Annotated in this window: 18 protein-coding genes and 1 pseudogene; 12 read left to right on the forward strand and 7 right to left on the reverse strand. The window is 73.2% G+C overall.

The annotated features are described in order from the left end of the window. Positions 1-174: 174 nt before the first annotated feature. On the forward strand, positions 175-504 hold the full coding sequence (locus NUM_RS02375; protein ID WP_207122849.1) for a hypothetical protein: 330 nt from the start codon (positions 175-177) through the stop codon (positions 502-504). Between the two features lie 168 nt (positions 505-672). Here NUM_RS02375 and NUM_RS02380 read toward each other — a convergent pair whose 3' ends face one another. Next, a complete protein-coding gene (locus tag NUM_RS02380) occupies positions 673-1,209 on the reverse strand; it encodes a GNAT family N-acetyltransferase (RefSeq protein WP_207122850.1) in 537 nt (178 codons plus the stop codon). A gap of 298 nt (positions 1,210-1,507) precedes the next feature. Between NUM_RS02380 and NUM_RS02385 the strand changes: the two genes are divergently transcribed. From NUM_RS02385 to NUM_RS02400, 4 genes are read left to right on the forward strand one after another with little or no spacing between them, the layout of a single operon-like run. Next, a complete protein-coding gene (locus NUM_RS02385) occupies positions 1,508-2,029 on the forward strand; it encodes a hypothetical protein (protein WP_207122851.1) in 522 nt (173 codons plus the stop codon). Positions 2,030-2,069: 40 nt separating this feature from the next. After that, positions 2,070-2,915: a DUF4097 family beta strand repeat-containing protein gene (locus NUM_RS02390; RefSeq protein ID WP_207122852.1), complete on the forward strand. Its 846-nt coding sequence runs from the start codon at positions 2,070-2,072 to the stop codon at positions 2,913-2,915. Positions 2,916-2,962: 47 nt separating this feature from the next. Continuing rightward, positions 2,963-3,748, forward strand: coding sequence for an ABC transporter ATP-binding protein (locus NUM_RS02395; RefSeq protein WP_207122853.1), 786 nt, complete (start codon positions 2,963-2,965; stop codon positions 3,746-3,748). Continuing rightward, positions 3,745-4,506 carry an ABC transporter permease gene (locus NUM_RS02400; RefSeq protein WP_207122854.1) on the forward strand — a complete coding sequence of 254 codons (762 nt, stop codon included), beginning with the start codon at positions 3,745-3,747 and terminating at the stop codon, positions 4,504-4,506. Before NUM_RS02395 ends, NUM_RS02400 begins: the two co-directional genes overlap by 4 nt. Before the next feature lie 73 nt (positions 4,507-4,579). On the opposite strand, the gene NUM_RS02405 is transcribed toward NUM_RS02400, so the two are convergent. Then, positions 4,580-7,396: an FAD-binding and (Fe-S)-binding domain-containing protein gene (locus tag NUM_RS02405; protein ID WP_207122855.1), complete on the reverse strand. Its 2,817-nt coding sequence runs from the start codon at positions 7,394-7,396 to the stop codon at positions 4,580-4,582. A 247-nt stretch (positions 7,397-7,643) separates the two neighbouring features. Here NUM_RS02405 and NUM_RS02410 point away from each other — a divergent pair, with 247 nt between their 5' ends. Beyond that, positions 7,644-8,831: an RtcB family protein gene (locus tag NUM_RS02410; protein WP_207122856.1), complete on the forward strand. Its 1,188-nt coding sequence runs from the start codon at positions 7,644-7,646 to the stop codon at positions 8,829-8,831. Here NUM_RS02410 and NUM_RS02415 read toward each other — a convergent pair. Together NUM_RS02415 and NUM_RS02420 are read right to left on the reverse strand one after the other, a co-directional pair. Next, positions 8,821-10,131, reverse strand: coding sequence for an RNA-guided endonuclease InsQ/TnpB family protein (locus tag NUM_RS02415; RefSeq protein ID WP_207122857.1), 1,311 nt, complete (start codon positions 10,129-10,131; stop codon positions 8,821-8,823). The two genes, NUM_RS02410 and NUM_RS02415, sit on opposite strands and share 11 nt — an antisense overlap. Before the next feature lie 281 nt (positions 10,132-10,412). Continuing rightward, positions 10,413-11,624 (reverse strand): FAD-dependent monooxygenase, encoded by a 1,212-nt coding sequence (locus tag NUM_RS02420; protein ID WP_207122858.1) that lies wholly within the window; start codon positions 11,622-11,624, stop codon positions 10,413-10,415. 169 nt (positions 11,625-11,793) lie between these two features. Between NUM_RS02420 and NUM_RS02425 the strand changes: the two genes are divergently transcribed. Continuing rightward, complete coding sequence (locus NUM_RS02425) at positions 11,794-12,750, forward strand: TetR/AcrR family transcriptional regulator C-terminal domain-containing protein (protein ID WP_207122859.1); 957 nt, start codon at positions 11,794-11,796, stop codon at positions 12,748-12,750. 216 nt (positions 12,751-12,966) lie between these two features. Here the strand turns inward: NUM_RS02425 and NUM_RS02430 are convergent, their stop codons facing one another. Continuing rightward, positions 12,967-14,286 carry an NAD(P)/FAD-dependent oxidoreductase gene (locus tag NUM_RS02430; RefSeq protein WP_207122860.1) on the reverse strand — a complete coding sequence of 440 codons (1,320 nt, stop codon included), beginning with the start codon at positions 14,284-14,286 and terminating at the stop codon, positions 12,967-12,969. Between the two features lie 260 nt (positions 14,287-14,546). Between NUM_RS02430 and NUM_RS37885 the strand changes: the two are divergent. Together NUM_RS37885 and NUM_RS37590 are read left to right on the forward strand one after the other, a co-directional pair. After that, positions 14,547-15,023, forward strand: a pseudogene (locus tag NUM_RS37885) (ROK family protein); the annotation flags it as partial. Positions 15,024-15,154: 131 nt separating this feature from the next. Continuing rightward, entirely contained in the window at positions 15,155-15,283 is a 129-nt protein-coding gene (locus tag NUM_RS37590) for a hypothetical protein (RefSeq protein WP_263975096.1), read from the forward strand. A gap of 51 nt (positions 15,284-15,334) precedes the next feature. Here the strand turns inward: NUM_RS37590 and NUM_RS02435 are convergent, their stop codons facing one another. Continuing rightward, positions 15,335-16,633 (reverse strand): deoxyguanosinetriphosphate triphosphohydrolase, encoded by a 1,299-nt coding sequence (locus NUM_RS02435; RefSeq protein ID WP_207122861.1) that lies wholly within the window; start codon positions 16,631-16,633, stop codon positions 15,335-15,337. Between the two features lie 123 nt (positions 16,634-16,756). Here NUM_RS02435 and NUM_RS02440 point away from each other — a divergent pair, with 123 nt between their 5' ends. The 3 genes from NUM_RS02440 (at position 16,757) to NUM_RS02450 (ending at position 18,799) form a co-directional block, all read left to right on the forward strand. After that, the gene (locus NUM_RS02440; RefSeq protein ID WP_207122862.1) at positions 16,757-17,581 is read left to right on the forward strand and encodes an AraC family transcriptional regulator; all 825 of its coding nucleotides are present in this window, start codon (positions 16,757-16,759) and stop codon (positions 17,579-17,581) included. 157 nt (positions 17,582-17,738) lie between these two features. Continuing rightward, positions 17,739-18,476, forward strand: coding sequence for an AzlC family ABC transporter permease (locus tag NUM_RS02445; protein WP_225918281.1), 738 nt, complete (start codon positions 17,739-17,741; stop codon positions 18,474-18,476). After that, positions 18,473-18,799, forward strand: a complete 327-nt coding sequence (locus tag NUM_RS02450) for an AzlD domain-containing protein (protein ID WP_225918282.1) — start codon at positions 18,473-18,475, stop codon at positions 18,797-18,799. The genes NUM_RS02445 and NUM_RS02450 overlap by 4 nt, the downstream gene beginning before the upstream one ends. 89 nt (positions 18,800-18,888) lie before the next feature. On the opposite strand, the gene NUM_RS02455 is transcribed toward NUM_RS02450, so the two are convergent. Continuing rightward, positions 18,889-20,067 carry an ACP S-malonyltransferase gene (locus NUM_RS02455; RefSeq protein ID WP_207122863.1) on the reverse strand — a complete coding sequence of 393 codons (1,179 nt, stop codon included), beginning with the start codon at positions 20,065-20,067 and terminating at the stop codon, positions 18,889-18,891. Between the last annotated feature and the right edge of the window lie 319 nt (positions 20,068-20,386).

Below are 20,386 nucleotides of genomic sequence, written 5' to 3' on the forward strand. Positions count from 1 at the left end.
GCGGTCAATCCTTCATCATCTGTTGATTGTTTCCACAACCAGCGAGCCCCTCGCCAGAACGCCGGCCAGCGGGCGCTCAACGGCGCTTCGACCCGACACATCGGCCGAACGGTGGTATCCGGCCGACTGGGCCCACCGGTACCCTCACGTCGCTCTCATCCAGAAAGGTTCCCGATGTCGCAACCGACGCACCGACTCACCGACGAACGGCTCGCCTGGCTCGCCGTCCGCGACCACTTCGGCAAGGTGTCCCGCAAGCGCGGCGTGCTCGGCGTCGTCCTGCTGGTACTGGGGTCGATGCGGCGCCGCTCCGCCGGCGGAATGGTGAACGACGAGCAGCGCGACGCGATGAGCGACAAGCTCGGCGACTACGCCTTCGCGGTGGACGACGCGGCGCGCACGCTGAGCAAGGACGAGCGCGCGCGGCTGCGGGCCACCGGCCAGGTACCGGACTGGTTCGTCGCCGACGTGCAGCGCCGCTTCGCCGAGCTGCGCAGACGCTGAACCCACCAGCGCCACCACCGAGCCGACCCGCACACGCACCGACCCGACCCGCACCCGCACACGCACACGCACCGAGCCGACCCCGCACACGCACGCGCGCCGACCCCGCCCGCAGTGGCGCACGCGGCGACATCGCGGTGTCGGCCGCTGGCCGAACCCGCCGGCCGGTCAGGCGGGGATCGAGGCGCGGTCCGGCGCGAGGTAGCTGTGCACGACCGGGCGCTCGGCGTCCGGGCCGGACCACCAGGACGCGGACGTGGTGGCGACCCGGCGCCAGCCGAGCCGCTCGTACAGGGCGGTCGGGCCACCCCAGCGGGCGTCCAGCACGTCCAACGCGCAGCGGCGACCCTGTGCGGCCGCGGTGGCGATGGCGGTGTCGATCAGCCGCGCGGCCAGGCCGGTACCGCGAGCCCGTGGCGCCACGAACAGCCGGCTGACGCTCGCCAGCCGGTCGGCCGGCAGCCCGGCCGCGCCGGCGACGGTGTCGCGCAGCTCCAGGTCGCCGCCGTCGCGCAGCAGCAGCTGGCCGACCACCTCGTCGTCGGCGGTGCACACCCAGGCGTCGAGCACGCCCTTCGGGCACAGCCAGCCGACCGGGTCGGCCGGCCAGACCAGCGGGTACGAGTCCTGCCGCTGCACGATGCGCAGCGCGGCGACGCAGCCGGGCAGGTCGTCGTCGCGGCGCGGCCGAATGTTCGTCTGCACGGCGCAACGGTACGACCCGGTCCGGATCGGCCAGCCGCGACACCGCTCTGCCGGTACGCCGGCACCTCGACCTGATCATCGGTGCCATTCGGTGCCATGCTTGTGCCGCGGCACTCACCAGCACCGGACACGCTCCCCGAGCAGCTGCACATCACTCTCCTACCTGCGAAAACGTCGCCCAGCTCGGATCTCGGCGAGAGTGGAAGGCTCCTACGCGATGGCGCTACGGCGAGCCAAGGGCCAGGCGGGTGCCAAGATGGCACTTGCGACGACGTCACTCCTGTGCCATGCTGACGTCATGGAGTTGAGCACCTATGTACGGCAGCTGCACGACCAGCTCGTGGCCGTGGCCGAGACCGGGGATCCCGCCGCCCGCGCGTTCCTCGACCGGCTGGTCGTGACGCTGGAGCCGGCCGCGCGGCTGGCCCTGCTGGACGCGCTGTCCGCCGCCGCGGCCGAGATCACCCAGGACCTCGCGCCCGGGTCGGTCGAGGTGCGGCTGCGGGCCGGCGAGCCGGAGTTCGCGGTGACCGTGCCGACCGCCGAGCCCACCGCGGCGGAGCCGCCGCCGCCGGTGGCGGTGCCGGCATCCGGCGCCGACGACACCGACGACGGACCGATGGCCCGGCTCAACCTGCGGCTGTCCGAGCAGCTCAAGACCCGCATCGAGCGGGCCGCGGCACGCCAGGGCAGGTCCGCCAACTCCTGGCTGGCCCGGGCCGCCAACGCCGCGCTGGCCGCGGAGGAGCCCGACCAGCCGACCCTGCACTCGTCCACCGGCCGCGGTGGGCGCCGACGACAGACCGGCTGGGTGCGCTGACACCCGCACCGCCCACCACGACCCCGCAACGGAGCCCACCATGCCCAGCTACGACACACCCGAGCCGATCGCGGTGACCGCCGAACTGTTCGTCGGCAACCTCACCGTGCACGCCACCGATCGCGACACCACCGTCGTCGAGGTGGTCCCGACCAACCCGGACGACGAGTCGAACGTCCGCGCCGCCGAACAGGCCCGGGTCGAGTTCACCGACGGCGAGCTGCGCATCCGCAGTACCCGGCTGCGCAACTGGATCTCCTGGAGCAACAAGACCTGGTCGGTCGACGTGACGATCGAGCTGCCCGCCGGATCCACGGTGCGCAGCAGCGCCTCGATGGGCGACGTCGTCACCACCGGCACGCTCGGCGACTGCCAGGTCAAGTCCGGTACCGGTCGGCTGCGGCTGGAGCGCACCGGTGCGCTGCGCGCCCGTACGGTCGGGGACATCGGCATCGGCCGCATCGACGGCACCGCCGAGGTGTCCACCGCCTCCGGCGCCATCCGGATCGGCGCGCTCGGCGGCAACGCGATCGTCAAGAACTCCAACGGTACGACCGAGGTCGACTCGGTCACCGGCGACGTGCAGGTCCGCTCGTCCAACGGCGACGTCTCGGTCGGCGACGCGGGCGGCAACGTGCAGGCGCGTACCTCGGCGGGGTCGGTCCGGGTGGACCGGGCGATCCGCGGCCGGGTCGACGCCGAGACCGGGTTCGGCAACGTCCGGATCGGGCTGGCCGAGGGCAGTGCCGCGAAGCTCGACCTGGAGACGAAGTTCGGCCGGATCGACAACACGCTGGACAGCTCCGACGGCCCGGCGCCGTCCGACGAGGTGGTCACCGTGCGGTGCCGCACCTCGTACGGCGACATCACGCTGCTGCGGGCCTGACCCACCACCCTCCCACGAACCTGACCAACCAGAAAGGAGTCGGGGCGATGACTGCTGCGCCGGCTATCCAGGTCAACGGACTGCGCAAGTCCTACCAGAAACTGCAGGTGCTCAAGGGCGTCGACTTCGAGGTACCGCGCGGGAGCATCTTCGCGCTGCTCGGCTCCAACGGCGCCGGCAAGACCACCGTGGTCCGCATCCTCGCCACCCTGCTGCCACTCGACGACGGGGTGGCCACCGTCAACGGGCTCGACGTGACCACCCAGGCGGGCAAGGTACGCGACTCGATCAGCCTCACCGGGCAGTTCGCCGCGGTGGACGAGATCCTCACCGGCCGGGAGAACCTGGTGATGATCGCCCGGCTGCGGCGGGTGGCCGACCCCAGGAAGGTGGCCGACGACCTGCTCGCCCGGTTCCGGCTCACCGAGGCGGGCGGGCGCCGGGTGGCGACCTACTCCGGCGGCATGCGGCGCCGGCTGGACATCGCGATGAGCCTCATCGGCGACCCGCCGGTCGTCTTCCTCGACGAGCCCAGTACCGGACTGGACCCGCAGGCCCGGCTGGAGGTCTGGCAGGTGATCCAGGACCTCGCCGACAGCGGCACCACGGTGCTGCTGACCACCCAGTACCTGGACGAGGCGGAGAAGCTCGCGGACCGCATCGCGATCCTGCACGAGGGCACCATCATCGTCTCCGGCACCCTCGCCGAGCTGCGGAAACTCCTGCCGCCGGCGCAGGTGGAGTACGTGGAGCGGCAGCCCACGCTGGAAGAGATCTTCCTGGCGATCGTCGACGGCGACAAGACCAACCACCAGAAGCAGGAGCAGTCATGACCGCACGCACGCTCAGCGACACCGGGGTGATGCTCGGCCGCTCGATGCGGCACATCACCCGCAGCCTGGACACCATCATCACCGTCACGATCATGCCGATCGGGTTCATGCTGCTGTTCGTCTTCGTGTTCGGCGGCGCGATCCAGGCCGGCACCGACCACTACGTCAACTACCTGATGCCGGGCATCCTGCTGATCGCGATCGCGAGCGGCATCTCGTACACCGCCTTCCGGCTGTTCAACGATCTGAAGGGCGGCATCTTCGAACGGTTCCATTCGATGCCGATCGCCCGCTCGTCGGTGCTGTGGGGCCACGTACTGACCTCGCTGGTGTCCAACCTGGTCTCGGTGGCGGTCATCATCGGGGTCGGCTTCGCCATCGGGTTCCGCACCTCGGCCGGGGTGCTGGCCTGGCTCGCCGTGGTCGGCATCCTGGTGCTGTTCACCCTCGCGCTGACCTGGATCGCGGTGATCGCCGGGCTGTCCGCGTCGTCCCCGGACGGGGCGACCGCGTTCTCCTACCCGATCATCTTCCTGCCGTTCGTCAGCTCGGCGTTCGTGCCCACCGACTCGATGCCCGGCCCGGTCCGGGCGTTCGCGGAGAACCAGCCGGTGACCTCGATCGTGAACGCGCTGCGGGCGCTGCTGGAGCGCCAGCCGGTCGGCCACGACATCTGGATCGCGCTCGCCTGGTGCGTCGGCATCCTGCTCGCCGCGTACGCCGCGGCGATGGTCGTCTACCGGCGCAAGTTCGCCTGAGCACAGCCGAAACCGGCCGCACCGAGACCCTTCGGTACGGCCGGTTTCACCGTGCCAGTGTCCGCGTCGCGGCTCAGCGGTCCGCGGCGTCGCGCTCGTCGAGCAGCTCGGCCAGGTGCCGGCCGGAGCGATCGGCGAGGTCGGCCAGTTGGGTACGGCAGGAGAAGCCGTCGGCGAGCAGCACGGTGTCGTCGGCGGCGTCGCGGACCGCGGGCAGCAGCGCGGACTCGGCCACCGCGACCGACACCTCGTAGTGGCCGCGTTCCATCCCGAAGTTGCCGGCCAGGCCGCAGCAGCCGCCGACCGAGCGCACCGCCGCGCCGGCCCGTTCCAGCAGCGCCCGGTCGGCGTCCCAGCCCATGACCGCGTGCTGGTGGCAGTGCGGCTGGGCGAGCACCTCGACTCCGGACAGGTCCGGCGGCCGCCAGCCGGGCCGCTCGCCGAGCAGCTCGGCGAGCGTGTGGCTGGCGTCCGCGACCCGGCGGGCGACGTCGTGGTCGAGCAGCTCCACCGCGTCGCCGCGCAGCACCGCGGTGCACGACGGCTCCAGCCCCACGATCGGTACGCCGGCGCGGGCGTGCGGCGCGAGGTGGGCCACCGAGCGGCGCAGGATGCGCTTCGCCGCGTCCAGCTGGCCGGTGGAGATCCAGGTCAGCCCGCAGCACAGGCCCGGATCCGACAGCCGCACCGCGAACCCGGCCCGCTCCAGCACCCGGACCGCGGCCGCACCGACCGCCGGGGAGAAGTGGTTGGTGAACGTGTCCACCCACAGCAGCACCGGATCCCCGTCCGTCCGCTGTGGACGGTGGTCGAACCAGTGCCGGAACGTGCGCGCGGCGAACCGCGGCACCGAGCGCCGGGTGTCCACCCCGGCCAGCCGCTTCGCCACCGACGCCACCCCGGGCGCGGCCAGCGCGGCGTTCGCCAGCGCCGGCACCCGCGAGGCCAGCCTCGACCACCGCGGCAGCATCCCCAGCGTGTAGTGCGACACCGGCCGCAGCCGCCGCCGGTACGACTGGTGCAGCACCTCGGCCTTGTAGCTCGCCATGTCCACCCCGGCCGGGCAGTCGCTCGCGCATCCCTTGCAGGACAGGCACAGATCGAGCGCCTCGTGCACCTCCGGCGAGCGCCAGCCGTCGCGCACCACCGTGCCGTTCAGCATCTCCTGCAGCACCCGGGACCGGCCCCGGGTCGAGTCCTTCTCGTCCCGGGTCGCCACGTACGACGGGCACATCACGCCACCGCCGCCGGTGTTGTCGGCCCGGCAGACCCCCACCCCGGTACACCGGTGCACCGCGGTCCCGAAGTCGCCGTGGTCGTGCCGGTACGCCAGCGCCAGCGGCTCGGTGACCCGGCGGGCGGCCGGTACCCGCAGGTCGGCGTCGACCGGGCTGGGCCGCACGATCACCCCGGGGTTGAGCACGCCGTCCGGGTCGAACACGTCCTTGACCGCGGCGAACGCCGACAGCGCGGCCGGCGAGTACATCAGCGGCAGCAGCTCGCCGCGGGCCCGCCCGTCCCCGTGCTCGCCGGACATCGACCCGCCGTAGGAGGCGACCAGCTTCGCCGCCTCGGTCAGGAACTCCCGGAACCGGCGCACCCCGGACTCGCCCTCGGACAGCGGAAAGTCGATCCGCACGTGCAGGCAGCCGTCGCCGAAGTGCCCGTACGGCATGCCGGACAGGCCCTGCGCGGCCAGCAGCTCGTCGAACTCGCGCAGGTACCCGCCGAGCTTCTCCGGCGGCACCGCCGAGTCCTCCCAGCCCGCGTACGCCGGGCGGTTGTCCACCGAGCGCTGGGACAGCGCGGCGCCCGCCTCCCGGATCCGCCACACCGCCGCCGCGTCCGCCACCACCGCCGCGTCCAGCGCACCGGCGTCGGCGATCAGCGCGGCCGCGGCCGCCTCCAGCTCCGCCGGGGACTCGCCGGCCAGCTCGGCGAACAGCCAGCCCTCCCCGGCCGGCAGCGGCGGTACGGCGCCCGCACCGCGCCGGGTGCGCACCACGTCGACGATCCGGATGTCGAGGCCCTCCAGCGCGATCGGCTGGTGCGGCAGCAGCCCCGGTACCGCGTCGGCGGCCTCGGCCATGCTCGGGTAGCCGAGCGCGACCAGGATCGTCGCCGGCGGCACCGGTACCAGCGAGACGGTGCCGCGCAGCAGCACCGCGCAGCCCCCCTCGGTACCGACCAGGGCGCGCGCCACGTCGAAGTCGTGCTCCGGCAGCAGGTGCTCGAGCGAGTAGCCGGACACCTGCCGGCCGAACCGGCCCAGCTCGGTACGGATGGTGGCCAGGTGCTCCCGGGTGACCCGGTGCAGCGCGGTCAGCAGCGGCGAGGACGCCGGGTCGGCGCCCCGGGTCGCGGTGAGCCGCTCCCCGGTACCGGCCAGCACGTCGAGGTCGAGCACGCTGTCCGCGGTCCGCCCGTACGCCAGGGCGCGGGAGCCGCAGGAGTTGTTGCCGATCATGCCGCCGAACGTGCAGCGGCTGTGCGTCGACGGTTCCGGCCCGAACCGCAGCCGGTGCGCCGCGACCTCGCGCTGCAGCTGGTCGAGCACCACGCCGGGCTGCACCACGGCGGTACGGGCGTCCGGATCGACCGACTCGATCCGGTTCAGGTGCCGGGAGAAGTCGAGCACCAGACCGGTGCCGACCGCGTTGCCGGCGATCGAGGTACCGGCGCCACGGGCGGTCAGCGGTACCCCCAGCTCGCGGCAGACCGACAGCACCGCGGCGACCTCGTCGGTGTGCCGGGGGAAGGCCACCGCCGCCGGCGGCACCCGGTACAGCGAGGCGTCGGTGGAGTACTCGGCGCGGCGGCGGGCGGAGGCGTCCACCTCGGGCACCCCGGCCCGCGCCAGCGCCGCCACCAGATCCTGCGTCTCGACCATCCCGCCATCCTCCCCCACCGGGAACGACGGGCCTCGGCAGGTAACCACCCATCCCACGCTGCGGGGCGCCCGCCCGGGCCGTACCGACGCCCGCTGCGACTGCAACCCGCGCCGGGCGGCCGAAACGGCGCTCGGTCCGACAAATCGCGTTGCCAGCGCGCCATCGGCTCGGCATCCTCGTACCGACCCGCCGCGCCGCCGGACACGCAGCACCGGCGCCCGGCCGTACCGACTTCAGGAGCCCGTCATGTCGTACTCGTTGCTGCCCGGCACCGCCGCGCCGGTGCGCATGTGGACCGATCCGTCCACTGTGGACAACGGTGCCCTGCGCCAGCTGCGCAACATCGGCGCTCTGCCGTGGGTGCACGGGATCGCGGTGATGCCGGACGTGCACCTGGGCAAGGGTGCGACGGTCGGCTCGGTGATCGCGATGCGGCAGGCGGTGGCGCCGGCCGCGGTCGGTGTCGACATCGGGTGCGGGATGTCCGCGGTGCGCACCTCGCTGACCGCCGCGCAACTGCCGGACGACCTCCGTTCGCTGCGCTCGGCGCTGGAGGCGGCCGTACCGGTCGGCTTCGCCGCGCACGACGAGCCGGTCGATCCGCACCGGCTGTGGGGCGTACCGACCGCGGGCTGGGCGGAGTTCTGGCGCCGGTTCGACGACCTGCACCCGGGGGTGCAGAACCGGCAGGCACGAGCGATGAAGCAGCTCGGCACGCTGGGTGGCGGGAATCACTTTGGTGAGCTTTGTATAGATACGTCGGATTCGGTCTGGCTGCTGCTGCACTCCGGCTCCCGCAACATCGGCAAGGAGCTCGCCGAGCGGCACATGGCGGTGGCCCGCAAGCTGCCGCACAACGCCGACCTGCCCGACCGCGACCTCGCGGTGTTCGTCGCCGGTACGCCGGAGATGGCCGCCTACCGTCGCGACCTGTACTGGGCCCAGGAGTACGCCCGGCGCAACCGGGAGCTGATGCTGGCGCTGATCTGCGGCGTGCTGCGCACCGAACTGCCCGGTGTCCGGTTCGACGAGCCGATCTCCTGCCACCACAACTACGTGGCCGAGGAGACGTACGACGGGGTGGAGCTGCTGGTGACCCGCAAGGGCGCGATCCGCGCCGGCCGCGGCGAGCTCGGCATCATCCCCGGCTCGATGGGCACCGGCTCGTACATCGTGCGGGGCCTGGGCAACGCCGACGCGTTCCTGTCCGCCTCGCACGGCGCGGGCCGCCGGATGAGCCGCACCAAGGCGAAGCAGCTCTACACCGAGGCGGACCTCGCCGCGCAGACGGCTGGCATCGAGTGCCGCAAGGACGCCGGCGTCGTGGACGAGATCCCGGCCGCGTACAAGGATCTGGATCAGGTCATGGCGCAGCAGTCGGACCTGGTCGAGGTGGTCCAGCGGCTGCGCCAGGTGCTCTGCATCAAGGGCTGACCGGCCGAGCCGACGTGGTCCCCGTCGTCGTCGTGGTAACCCCAGTCGAATTGACGTCCTCTCCGCCTTGAAAGACAAAGATTCCCTCCGCGCCGCGTGTGGAGCATGCGGCGTGCGGGCGGGTTACCGCTTCGCTGCGCTGTGCCGGCATGGATGCCGGTCTTACCTGCGCTCCACGGTCGTTTGAGTTGTCCCAGCGTCCCTGGGCCAACACGTTGATCGCCGCGTTGACGTCCCGGTCATGAACTGCCCCGCACAGGCAGGTCCACGACCGCACATTCAGCGGTTTGGGCCCATCCAGTCGACCGCACATCGAGCACGTCTGCGACGTGGGCGTGAACCGGTCGATCCGGGCGAAGGTCCGCCCATATCTGGCGGCCTTGTACTCCAACATCGCGATGAAGCTGGCCCATCCTGCATCGTGTACCGACTTCGCCAGCCGAGTCCGGCCCAGACCGGCCACGCACAGGTCCTCGACATACACCGCTTGGTTGTCGCGGATGATCGCCGTGGACAACTTGTGCTGCCAGTCCCGCCGGCTGTCGGCCACCCGGGCATGCGCCCGCGCGACCTTCATCACAGCCTTCTTCCGGTTGTTGCTGCCCCGCTGCTTGCGCGAAATAGCCTGTTGCAGCCGTTTCAGCTTGCGTCCTGCTCGACGCAGGAACCTTGGCGCCGTGACCTTCCTACCATCCGACAACACCGCGAAATGGGTGAGCCCCAGGTCGATGCCCACCTCGGGCTCGACTGGGGGCAGCGGTTCGTTGGTGACCTGCACGACGAACGAGGCAAAGTACCGGCCCGCCGCGTCTTTGACGATCGTCACCGAGGACGGATCCGCCGGCAGGGTTCGTGACCAGCGCACCTGCACGTCACCGATCTTCGGCAGCCGCAGCCGACCGTTGTCCAGCACTCTGAAGGAAGCGTTCTTGGTGAACCGGATGGCCTGCCGGTTGTCCTTGCGGGAACGAAACCTTGGCCGCGCGACCTTGCGGCCCTTGCGCTGGCCCGAGACTGAGGCAAAGAAGTTGCGGTACGCGGTGTTCAGATCCGCGAGAGCCTGCTGTAACACCACCGCCGAGACCTCACCCAGCCAGGCACGGGCCTCGGTCTTCTTCGCTGCCGTGATGATCCGCTTGGACAACTCTCCATCCGAGACGTATGGCAAACCCTGCTCCCACGCGATCTGCCGTGCGCGCAGTGCGTCGTTGAACACCACCCGGGCACACCCGAACGCCCTCGCGAACCTTGTCTGCTGGCCAGGCGTCGGGTACACCCGGAAGTTGTAGCGCAACTGCATACCAGGAACCATCCCATCGAGGTGCGACAGAACTCAGAGCATCCGCACGCGAGGACAAGAGCGGAGCCATCCCGCTCACGGACCCGTGGGCTATGGCGGCCCGCCCAAACGCGAGCCGTCTGGGCTGAACTCTGCCGCCGACTTCACCAGCACGTCGTTCCAGCTCAACGTATCTGGGAGCCATCAGCGTGAACCTGCGCGCCCACGGTCGATGGGTTTGCTTTCTCGACAGTGAGTACGTCCCGCGGGCAGTTGAACGGTGTTCGTACCGGTGAAGCAATTTAGGGGGCGGCCGGTGCCGGATGGTCCGGCAGGTCGATCGCGTTCACCGCCTTGTCCATCCCGCCCATCATCAGGCTGCCGCCGGGCAGCTTGGTCATCATCCGCATCGACCAGTCCCGCAACCGGATGCCGCGCGTGGTGGCGGGCAGGAAACCCTTGACCCCGCCCGGCATCGGCTTCCGGTTCGCCGCCACGTAGCCGGCCATCCGCGCCTGGTACGCGCCGAACGCGGTGCGGTGGTCGCCGCCGGCCGCGGCGAGCTCGCCGGCCAGCACGTACGCACCGACGATCGCCATCGAGGTGCCCATCCCGACCGAGCCGGCGAAGCACGAGTCGCCGAGCAGGATCACCCGGCCCGTGTACCAGCGGTCCATCTCGACCTTGCCGACCCGGTCGAAGTAGAAGTCGGGCGCGTCGGCCATCGAGGCGAGCAGTTCCGGCACCTGCCAGCCCTCGCCGGCGAAGGTGCGGGCCACGATCGCCTTCTGCGCCTCGACGTCGCGCCGGTCGTAGCCGATCGGGTCGCAGGCGAAGTGGAACATCGCCCGCGCCTCGCCGTGCGCCGGGTACAGCAGCACGTTGCGGCCGCCGGTGGTGCCGTTGCCGGCCGGCATCGAGTACATCAGCTCCCAGCCGTCCAGCCGCAGCGAGGTGCGCGCGGTGAACACGGCCCGGTGGTACCCGGAGTCGGCCATTCGCCACTCGTCGGCGCGAAACGCGATCCGCCGGGTCGCCGAGAAGATCCCGTCCGCGCCGACCACCAGGTCGAACCGGCGCGCACCGGCCCGCTCGAACGTCACGTCGACCCCGTCGGTGTGCTGGTCCAGGGCGGTGATCGTGTCGTCGAACAGGTACTCCACCCCGTCGCTCGCGTCGACCAGGATCCTCGACAGGTCGGCGCGCAGGATCTCCAGGTCGGCGACGATGCCGCCGGAGTCACCGAACGCCTCCGCCGAGATCTCGGTGGTGCGCCGGTTGCGTTCGTCCACGTTGGCGATGCCCCGGGTACCGGTGTGCGCGGCACGCACCACGTCCATCAGCCCCATCCGCTCGATCACGGTACGGGCGGCGCCGCGCACGTCGATGCCCTGCCCGCCGGGCCGCAGCGCCGGCGCCCGCTCGACCACCGTGACCTCCATCCCGTACCGGCGCAGCCAGTACGCGAGGGCCGGGCCGGCGATGCTCGCCCCGCTGATCAACACCTGGGTCATGGTTCGGCTCCCTCGTCCGTACGGCCCGCCGGTCGCGTGCCGCCGTCTCAGTACACTGTACATACACCTGGGCACGGCGCAGAAGCGGTGTGGTTGAGCCAGAATCATGATGCTCGACGCACTAGTGCACCAGGAGAGTATGATCCAGTGCACTAGTGCGGAGGTGGCGATGGCGGCGACGTACCGGCAGATCGTGACGGACATCCGGGCGCGCATCGAGTCCGGCGAGCTGGCACCCGGCGCGGCCGTACCGTCGACCCGGCGGCTGGTGGCCGACTACGGCGTGGCGATGGCGACCGCCACCAAGGCGCTGACCGCGCTGCGGCAGGCCGGGCTGGTCCGTCCCGTCCCCGGCGTCGGTACCGTCGTCGCCGACGTAGGGCGCTCCCCCGAGCCGATCGCGACCCCGGCCCGGCGCGGCGGGCAGCGGCCCCCGCGTCCGGCGACCCCGGCCGGCCGGGACGAGGTGGTGCACGCGGCGATCGCCCTCGCCGACGCGGACGGGCTGACCGGCGTGTCGATGCGCCGGGTCGCCACCGAGCTCGGCATCGCCACCATGTCGGTGTACCGGCACGTGGCGAGCCGCGACGAGCTGGTCACCCTGATGCTCGACACCGCGATCGGCGAACGGCCGCTGCCCGATCCGCCGCCGGCCGGCTGGCGCGCCCGGTGCGAGGCCGCCGCCCGGGCCATGTGGGGGTTCTGCCAGCGCCATCCCTGGGCCGCGCAGGCGCTGTCGATGACCCGGCCGCAGTCGATCCCGAACGGGATGGACTACAGCGAGTGGCTGCTGGCCGCGTTCGACGGGTACGAGCTGGAACTCGACACCCGGTTCCAGCTCGGGCTGAGCGTGCTGATGTACACCCGCGGGCTGGCGGTCAACATCGAGCCGGAGGTGCGGGCCCGCGAGGACACCGGGCTCACCGACGAGGAGTGGATGCTGCAACAGAAGCCGTCGATGCTGGCCATCGCCGACCAGCGGCGCTTCCCGCAGCTGTCGGTGGCGATGCACGACGAGGTGGACGCCGACCTGGACTCGATGTTCGAGTTCGGGCTGGCCCGGCTGCTCGACGGCATCGACAGCTTCCTCGCCGCGCACGGCCGACCGACCGCCGCGCGCCGCTGACCGAGCGCCCCGCGCCGCCGACCGAGGGCCCGGCGCCGCCGACCGAGCGCCCTGCGCCGCCGACCGAGTGCCGCGGGCGCTGACAGCACACCGACCGCGAGCGCGCCGCCGACCGGGAGCGCGCTGCTCGCGGCGCACCGAGTGCGGCGCACCGCGCCGCCGTGGCCGGCCGGGGCGACCGGCCACGGCGGCGGGTCAACCGGCCACGGCGCCGGGTCAACCGGCGAGCGACTCCAGCGGTACCGACGGGTCGGTCAGCCGGTCCACGTCGACCGGGCGGCCCGCCTTCACGATCGCCTCGACGTGGCCGCTGACGTCCCAGACGTTGACGTTCATGCCGGCGAGCACCCGGTCGCCGCGCAACCAGAACGCGACGAACTCGCGGCTGCCCGGATCGCCGCGGTACACCACCCGCACGTCCGGCGCCGCCACGTCGTCGACGAAGCCCGAGTACTCCAACCCCAGGTCGTACTGATCGGAGAAGAAGAACGGCACCTGGTCGTACACGTGGTCGTGGCCGAGCATCGAGTGCGCCGCCGCGACCCCGCCGTCCTGCGCGTTCGACCAGTGCTCGACCCGGATCCGCCGCCCCAGCCACGGCCGGTACGAGTTCGCGACGTCGCCGGCCGCGAACACGTCCTGCGCGGAGGTGCGCAGCCGCTCGTCGGTGACGATGCCGTCGTCGACGGCGATCCCGGCCGCGACCGCGAGCTCGACCGCGGGCCGGACGCCGACGCCGATCACGACCAGGCCGGCCGGCAGCTCGGTCCCGTCGGACAGCCGGACGCCCGCGACCCCGCCGCGCTCGCCACGGATCTCCTCGACGGTGGTACCGAAGCGGAAGTCGACGCCGTGGTCGCTGTGCAGCTTGGTGAAGAACTCGCCGAGCTCGTCGCCGAGCACCCGGCGCAGCGGGCAGGGCTCGGGTTCGACCACGGTCACCGACAACCCGTGCGAGATGCCGGCGGCGGCCACCTCCAGGCCGATCCAGCCGGCGCCGACGACCACCAGGCGCCGGCCGTCGCCGGCGGCCCGCAGCAGCGCGAGCAGGTCGTCGGAGTCGTCCAGGGTGCGCAGGTAGCGCACCCCGGGCAGCTGCCCGCCGGGCACGTCGAGGGTGCGCACCCGGGAGCCGGTGGCCAGCAACAGCTGGTCGTAGCGCAGCTCGTGGTAGCCGTCCAGGGTGAGCAGGTGCTCGGTGGTGTCGAGCATGGTGGCCCGCACGCCCCGGCGCACCTCGACGCGGTGCTGCGCGTACCAGGACTCGTCGTGGCAGAACACGACGCTGCGCGGGTCGTTGCCGAGCAGGTAGCCCTTCGACAGCGGCGGCCGCTCGTACGGCAGTTCCTCCTCGTCGGTGAGCAGCACGAGGCGGCCCTCGTACCCGTCGGCGCGCAGCGTCTCGACCGCCCGGCCGGCGGTGAGGCCGCCACCGACCACGACGAACGTCTCCGGTTTGGTGCTGCCTGGCGGGCGGCCCACCTCACGCGCCTCGTCGCGTTCGGTCTCGCCATCCGGGGTGATCGGTTCGGTCATGACCTCAAGCCTGCCCCCACCGACCGACCCGGACAACCCGAACGCGCCGGTCCGGTCGCCCGGCGGCGAACGCGTCGTACGCCGGGGCGCCGGTCCGGCCACGGCACGGGTCGGCGCGCGGGCTCGACAGGGCCGGGCCGCCGTCCCAGGTTCCGCACGAATCGGCTACCTTCCGAACTGTTTCCGCACCGGGAAGCGAGGGCCGGATGGCAGCGCGAGGTGACGCGCCGCTCGCCGGCACTCCGAGCCTGCTGCGGTCGATGAACGCGCGGGCCGTGCTGGAGTGCAGCGCCGACTCCGGCGCGATCGCCCGCAACGACCTCGCCGCCGCCACCGGGCTGTCCAAGCAGACGATCACGCTCGCGCTCGACACCCTGCTGGCGGCCGGGGTGGTGGTCGAGTCCGGCCGGGTCCAGGGCCGCACCGGCCCGGCGGCGCACACCGTCGTCGGGTTGCCGGCCGCGATCCGGCCGGACGGCGAGACGTTGCTGCTCGGCGACTCCCTGCCGAACGCCGGTGACGGGCTGATCCCGTTGCTGCGCACCGCGATCCCCGGCCCGGTCACGGTGGAGAACGACGTCAACCTCGCCGCGCTGGGGGAACGCGCGCACGGGCACGGCCGTACCGTGGCCGACTTCGTGTTCCTGTCGCTCGGTACCGGGCCGGGGCTGGGCATCGTCATCGACGGGGAACTGCGCCGCGGCTCGTCCGGGATCGCCGGCGAGATCGGTCAGATCCCGGCCGACGACTGGCCCGACGGGCTGCCCGACGCTGACCGGCGTACCGACCTGGACCGGCAACTGTCCGCCTCGGTCTCGTCGACGAGGCGCGCCGGGCCGGGTTGCCGGCCGGAACCACCCCGCGGCAGGTGTTCGCGGCGGCGCGGTCCGGCGACGCGCGCGGGCAGGCGATCGTGCACCGGCTGGCCCGCTCGCTCGCCCGGGACACGGTGTTCCGCCGGGTCACCGGCGTCGGCCGCACCACGGTCGACCGCTGACCGCCCCCCGCCCGGCCGGATCTGCGCGCGCCCGCGGGCCGGCAGGAGTCGTCAGAGGGCGACGGTGGGGCTGCCGGTGAGGCGGTGGTACCAGCCGACCGCGGAGGTGTCGGTGAGGCTCGCCACCTGGTCGATCACCACCCGCAGCCGGGCCGGGTCGTCCGCCGCCGCCCGCCACTGTGGCGCGAACAGCGGGTCCAGCGCGTCCGGGGCGCGCACCACCAGCTCGGTGACCAGGTCGTGCAGTAGCTCCCGCTGCCGCTGGTACCGGCGGGCGGCGTCCGGCCGGGCCAGCACGTACCGCCAGGCCATCCCCTTGAGCAGGGCGCACTCGGCCCGGGTACGCCGGGGTACCACCAGGTCCGCCGCGTACCGGTGCAGCGGCCCGGTGCCGTACCGGCAGCGGGTCTCGCCGACCGCGGCGTCGACGAACCGGCCGATCAGCGCCGAGGCGGCCCGCTTGAGCGCCACCGTCGCGCCCGGCCCGCCGTCGTAGCCGGACAGCGGCGCCACCACCGGGTCGGTGAGCAGCTCGGCGAGCACGCCGGCCAGGTCGACCGCGGACTCGGTCGAGTACTCGGTGGCCACCAGCTGGCACAGCGCGGCCCGCTCGTCCGGATCGGCCAGCAGCTCGGGGCGCAGGTACCCGCCGTGCACGCCGTCCTCGATGTCGTGCACCGAGTAGGCGACGTCGTCGGCCCAGTCCATCACCTGCGCCTCCAGGCACGGCCGCCGGTCCGGCGCACCGGCGCGCAGCCAGTCGAACACCGGCCGGTCGTCGGCGTACACGCCGAACTTGCCGCCGCCGTCGGGCGCCGCACCGCGCGGCCACGGGTACTTGCCGGCCGCGTCCAGGGTGGCCCGGGTCAGGTTGAGGCCGACCGAGACGCCGGCCTCGTCGACCACCTTCGCCTCCAGCCGGGTCACCACCCGCAGCGTCTGCGCATTGCCCTCGAAACCGCCGCAACCGCGGGCCAGCTCGTCCAGCGCCGCCTCGCCGTTGTGCCCGAACGGCGGGTGGCCCAGGTCGTGCGCCAGCCCGGCGGAGTCGACCACGTCGGCGTCGCAGCCGAGCCGCTGCCCCATCTCCCGGGCGATCTGCGCGACCTCCAGCGAGTGCGTCAGCCGGGTCCGCGGGAAGTCGTCCACCCCGGCCGGCGCCGGACCGGCCTGGTGCACCTGGGTCTTCGCGGCGAGCCGGCGAAACGCCGCGCTGTGCAGGATCCGGGCCCGGTCCCGGGCGAACGGGCTGCGCGCCGCGCCGGTGTCCTTCGGCGGCTCCTCCGCGTACCGGGCCATCGCGGCCGGCTCGTAACCCGCCGCCGCGCCGTACCCATCGACGTCGGTCATGCCGCCAGCCTAGGGCGTGTCTTCCTGGCTCCGACCGGGCGAACCGGAGTCCGTACGTTCGCCCGCAGGGCGGCGGTGGGAACCGGCTGGCCGCCGCGGCGCTCCGGCTCGTACCGTTCCGGTATGGGGGCGGGCGAGACGGCGCGGTTCTGGCGGCATCCGGCGCTGCCGGACGTCGACCTGCTGCGGGCCCGGTTCGTCGACCACCGGTACGCCCGGCACACGCACGACGCGTACGCGATCGCGCTGATCCGCGACGGCGTCGAGCAGTGGTGGTACCGCGGCGACGTGGTGCGGGCCGGCGCCGGCGGCATCGGGCTGGTCAACCCGGACACCGTGCACACCGGCGAACCGGGCGTGCCGGGCGGCTGGGCCTACCGGGTGCTCTACCCGTCGGTACCGGCGCTGCGGGCGGTCGCCGACGAGCTGGGGCTGCCGCCCGGCACGCCGTGGTTCCCCGAACCGGTGGTGGACGACCCCCGGCTCGCCGGGCTGCTGCTGGCCGCGCACCAGGCGGCCGAGACGGACGACGCGCTGGCCGCCGCCGCGCTCACCCACGAGCTGTTCGCCGGGCTGCTGACCCGCCACGCCGGGCGCCGGCCGGCGCTCGCCACCCCGAACCGGCCCGACGCCCACCTGGCGGTACGCGCCCGTGCCCTGCTGCTCGACCGGCTCGCCGCGCCACCGACCCTGGACGAGCTGGCCGCCGCGGTCGGTACCGGGCCGTTCGCGCTGGCACGCAGCTTCCGGTCGCATTTCGGGCTGCCGCCGCACGCGTTCCTCACCCAGCACCGGGTCGGGGAGGCGCGCCGGCTGCTCGACAGCGGTGCCCGCCCGGCCGAGGTCGCCGCCGCCGTCGGGTTCGTCGACCAGGCGCACCTGACCCGGCACTTCCGCCGCATCGTCGGCGTCCCGCCCGGCACCTACCGGCGACAGCACGCGGGCTGATCCACACCGGGCAGGCTGGCCAGCGCGCACACCGTCCGGTTAGCGGGACACGGGCCGGTCCGCGCCGGGCGGGCTGGTCGGCGCGGAGTCGGCGGGCGTGCCGGGCGGTGCAGGAACGTACAAGACCCGGGGCGGGGCGGGTTCGTAGCGTGGTCGTGTGACGGTGTGTGAGAGTCCGACCCGGCCGCGCCGGGCGGTGTTGCGCGACTCGTTCGGTGTCGGCATCGCGGTGGGCGTGTCCGGGGTGGCGTTCGGCGGTACCGCGGTGGCCGGCGGGCTGAGCGTGGCGCAGGCCTGCGTGCTGAGCCTGCTCGCGTTCACCGGCGCCTCGCAGTTCGCGCTGGTCGCGGCGGTGGCGGCGGGCGGCAATCCGCTGCCCGGCGCGGTCGGCGCGCTGCTGCTCGGCTCCCGCAACGCGCTGTACGGGCTGCGCGTCGGCCCGCTGCTCGGACTGTCCCGGGTCCGGCAGCGGCTCGCCGCCGCGCAGTTCGTGATCGACGAGACGACCGCGGTGACGCTCGCGCAGCCGGACCACCGGTCGGCCCGGCTCGGCTTCTCCGCCACCGCGACAACGCTGTTCGTGCTGTGGAACGCCACCACGCTGGCCGGGGCCGTCGGCGCCACCGCGCTCGGCGACCCGTCCCGGTACGGGCTGGACGTGGCCGGCCCCGCCTGCTTCCTCGCGCTGCTCGTCCCGCAGCTGCGCGGCGCCCGCGAGCGGTACTGGGTGGCCGGCGTCGCGGTGCTCGTCGCGCTGGCGACCAGCCCGTACCTGCCGTCCGGGGTGCCGATCCTGCTCGCCACCCTCGCCGTACCGCTGGTGCTGGTCGCCGGCCGCCGGACCGCACGCGGCACCCGGGTCGCGGCGGACGAGTCCCGGGAGGAGGGCCGATGAGCCACGACCTGCTGGTGTGGCTGGCGATCCTCGGCATGGCCGCCGGCTGCTTCGGCTGGAAGATCCTCGGCCTGTCGGTGCCGGCCGGGGTGCTGGAACGCCCCTGGGTACGCCGGGTCGCGGCACTGCTGCCGGTGGCGCTGCTCGCCGCGCTGACCGCGGTGCAGACCCTCACCACCGGCAGCGGTCAACTGACCGTCGACGCCCGGCTGGCCGGGCTCGCCGCCGCCGGCGTCGCGTTGCTGCTGCGCGCCCCGTTCCTGGTCGTGGTCGGCGCCGCGGTGGCCGTCACCGCGCTGCTGCGCCTGGCCGGCGTCTCCTGACGCCATGCGGGACCGGCGGTGCTCGACGCCGCGGCGGATGGGACCCGTCCGGCCGGCCGCACGGGGGGACGAACCGGCCGGACGGGTGGTCAGCGGGCGGGCAGGCAGATCGACCCCGGTACCGGCCCGGCGGTGAACCGGCCGGCCGCCGGGACCGGCGTGCCGGCCCGCACCGGGGAGGCGACCGTCGGTGCCAGCGGTACGCCGGCGGCCCGGCGTACCGCCGTGTCGACGGTGCCCGCCGAGACGTCGACGCGCCCGGTACCGCCCGCGGCGGCGCCGTCGAGCAGGGTGCTGTGCGGGGCGACCGCGAGGCTGCCGCCGCCGGCACCGCCGACCGGGTGCTCGTCGGCCGCGACCGGCGCCTCGTCGTCCCAGCTGGTCGCGTGCGCCACCGGGATGCACTGGCGGGCCAGGCCGATCGTGATCCGGCCGGCGCCGCACTCGATGTAGTTGCGGACGCCGTGGATGGACAGGTCCTGGATCGCGCCGAGCAGGTTCACCGGGGACAGGAACTGGTCGACCAGCAGGCCGCCCAGGTCGTCGTTGTCCAGCACGTAGCGTCCCAGCAGCGGCGAGTAGACCCGGTGCAGCAGCGGGCCGGGCCGGATGCCGGCGATCTCGGCCTGGAACGGCTCGACCGCCCGCGCCATCAGCGGCCCGTGCAGCGCGTACGGCGCGTCCAGCCGGGCACAGTCGACGTCGATGCCGCGCGCCAGATCGGCCAGCTTGGACAGGGCGAGGTCCGAACCGGAGATCACGGTCTGCGTCGGCGTGTTCATCGACGCGACGGCCAGCGTCGGATCGTCGACCAGCCGGATCGCCGCCGCCGCGCGACTCGCGTCGAGGCTGAGCGAGACCATCCCGCCGCGCCAGGCTCCGAGCTGCGCCAGCGCCTCGTTGCGGGCCAGCACGATGCGCGTGCCGTCCGCGATCGAGTACCCGCCGGCGCAGGTCAGCGCGGCGATCTCGCCGAGGCCATGACCCAGCATCACCGAGCCGGCGGACACGCTGCCCTCGTTCGCCGCCCAGGTGGCGACGGACGTGGCGAAGATGGCGAGTTGCAGCAGACCGGGATCGGCGTCGGCCAGCTCGCCCGCGGAGCGGCCTGGATCGTCGCCGAGCAGCGGGTCGAGCCGCCCCTCGGCGGCGACGGAGATCCGCTCCAGCGCCCAGGCCGACGCCGCGGACCGCTGCCGCAGCGCCGTCAGCGCACCCGGTCGGTACGCGCCCTGGTCCGGGAACAGAATCGCGGTGAGTCCCTGCAACGCAGACTCCCTTCAACGTTCGGCTGGTCCCGAGTGCGGCAACACCCCGATGGCCGCGGCACAGCGGACCGAAACAATGGAAAAGAATGGTCGATGGGCGGCAGGATCAGGTACTCGCCCGCCCGGTTCGCCGGTGGATTTCCGGCCTGGCGACAATTCCCGATCCCTATTTCCCGCTTACCTGGTGCCGGCCGGCTCCGCACCGGCGCACCCCGGGGCCCTCGGTGTCGCGCCCCGCGGATCGATCACCGAGTGTGAGGCTCCCGCCGTGTCACTTCGCGCCCCACAAGTCCGCTCTCGCTGCCGAACGTGTCGGTCG

The sequence above is a fragment of the Actinocatenispora comari genome, from assembly GCF_017312725.1.
Taxonomy (GTDB): Bacteria; Actinomycetota; Actinomycetes; order Mycobacteriales; family Micromonosporaceae; genus Actinocatenispora; species Actinocatenispora comari.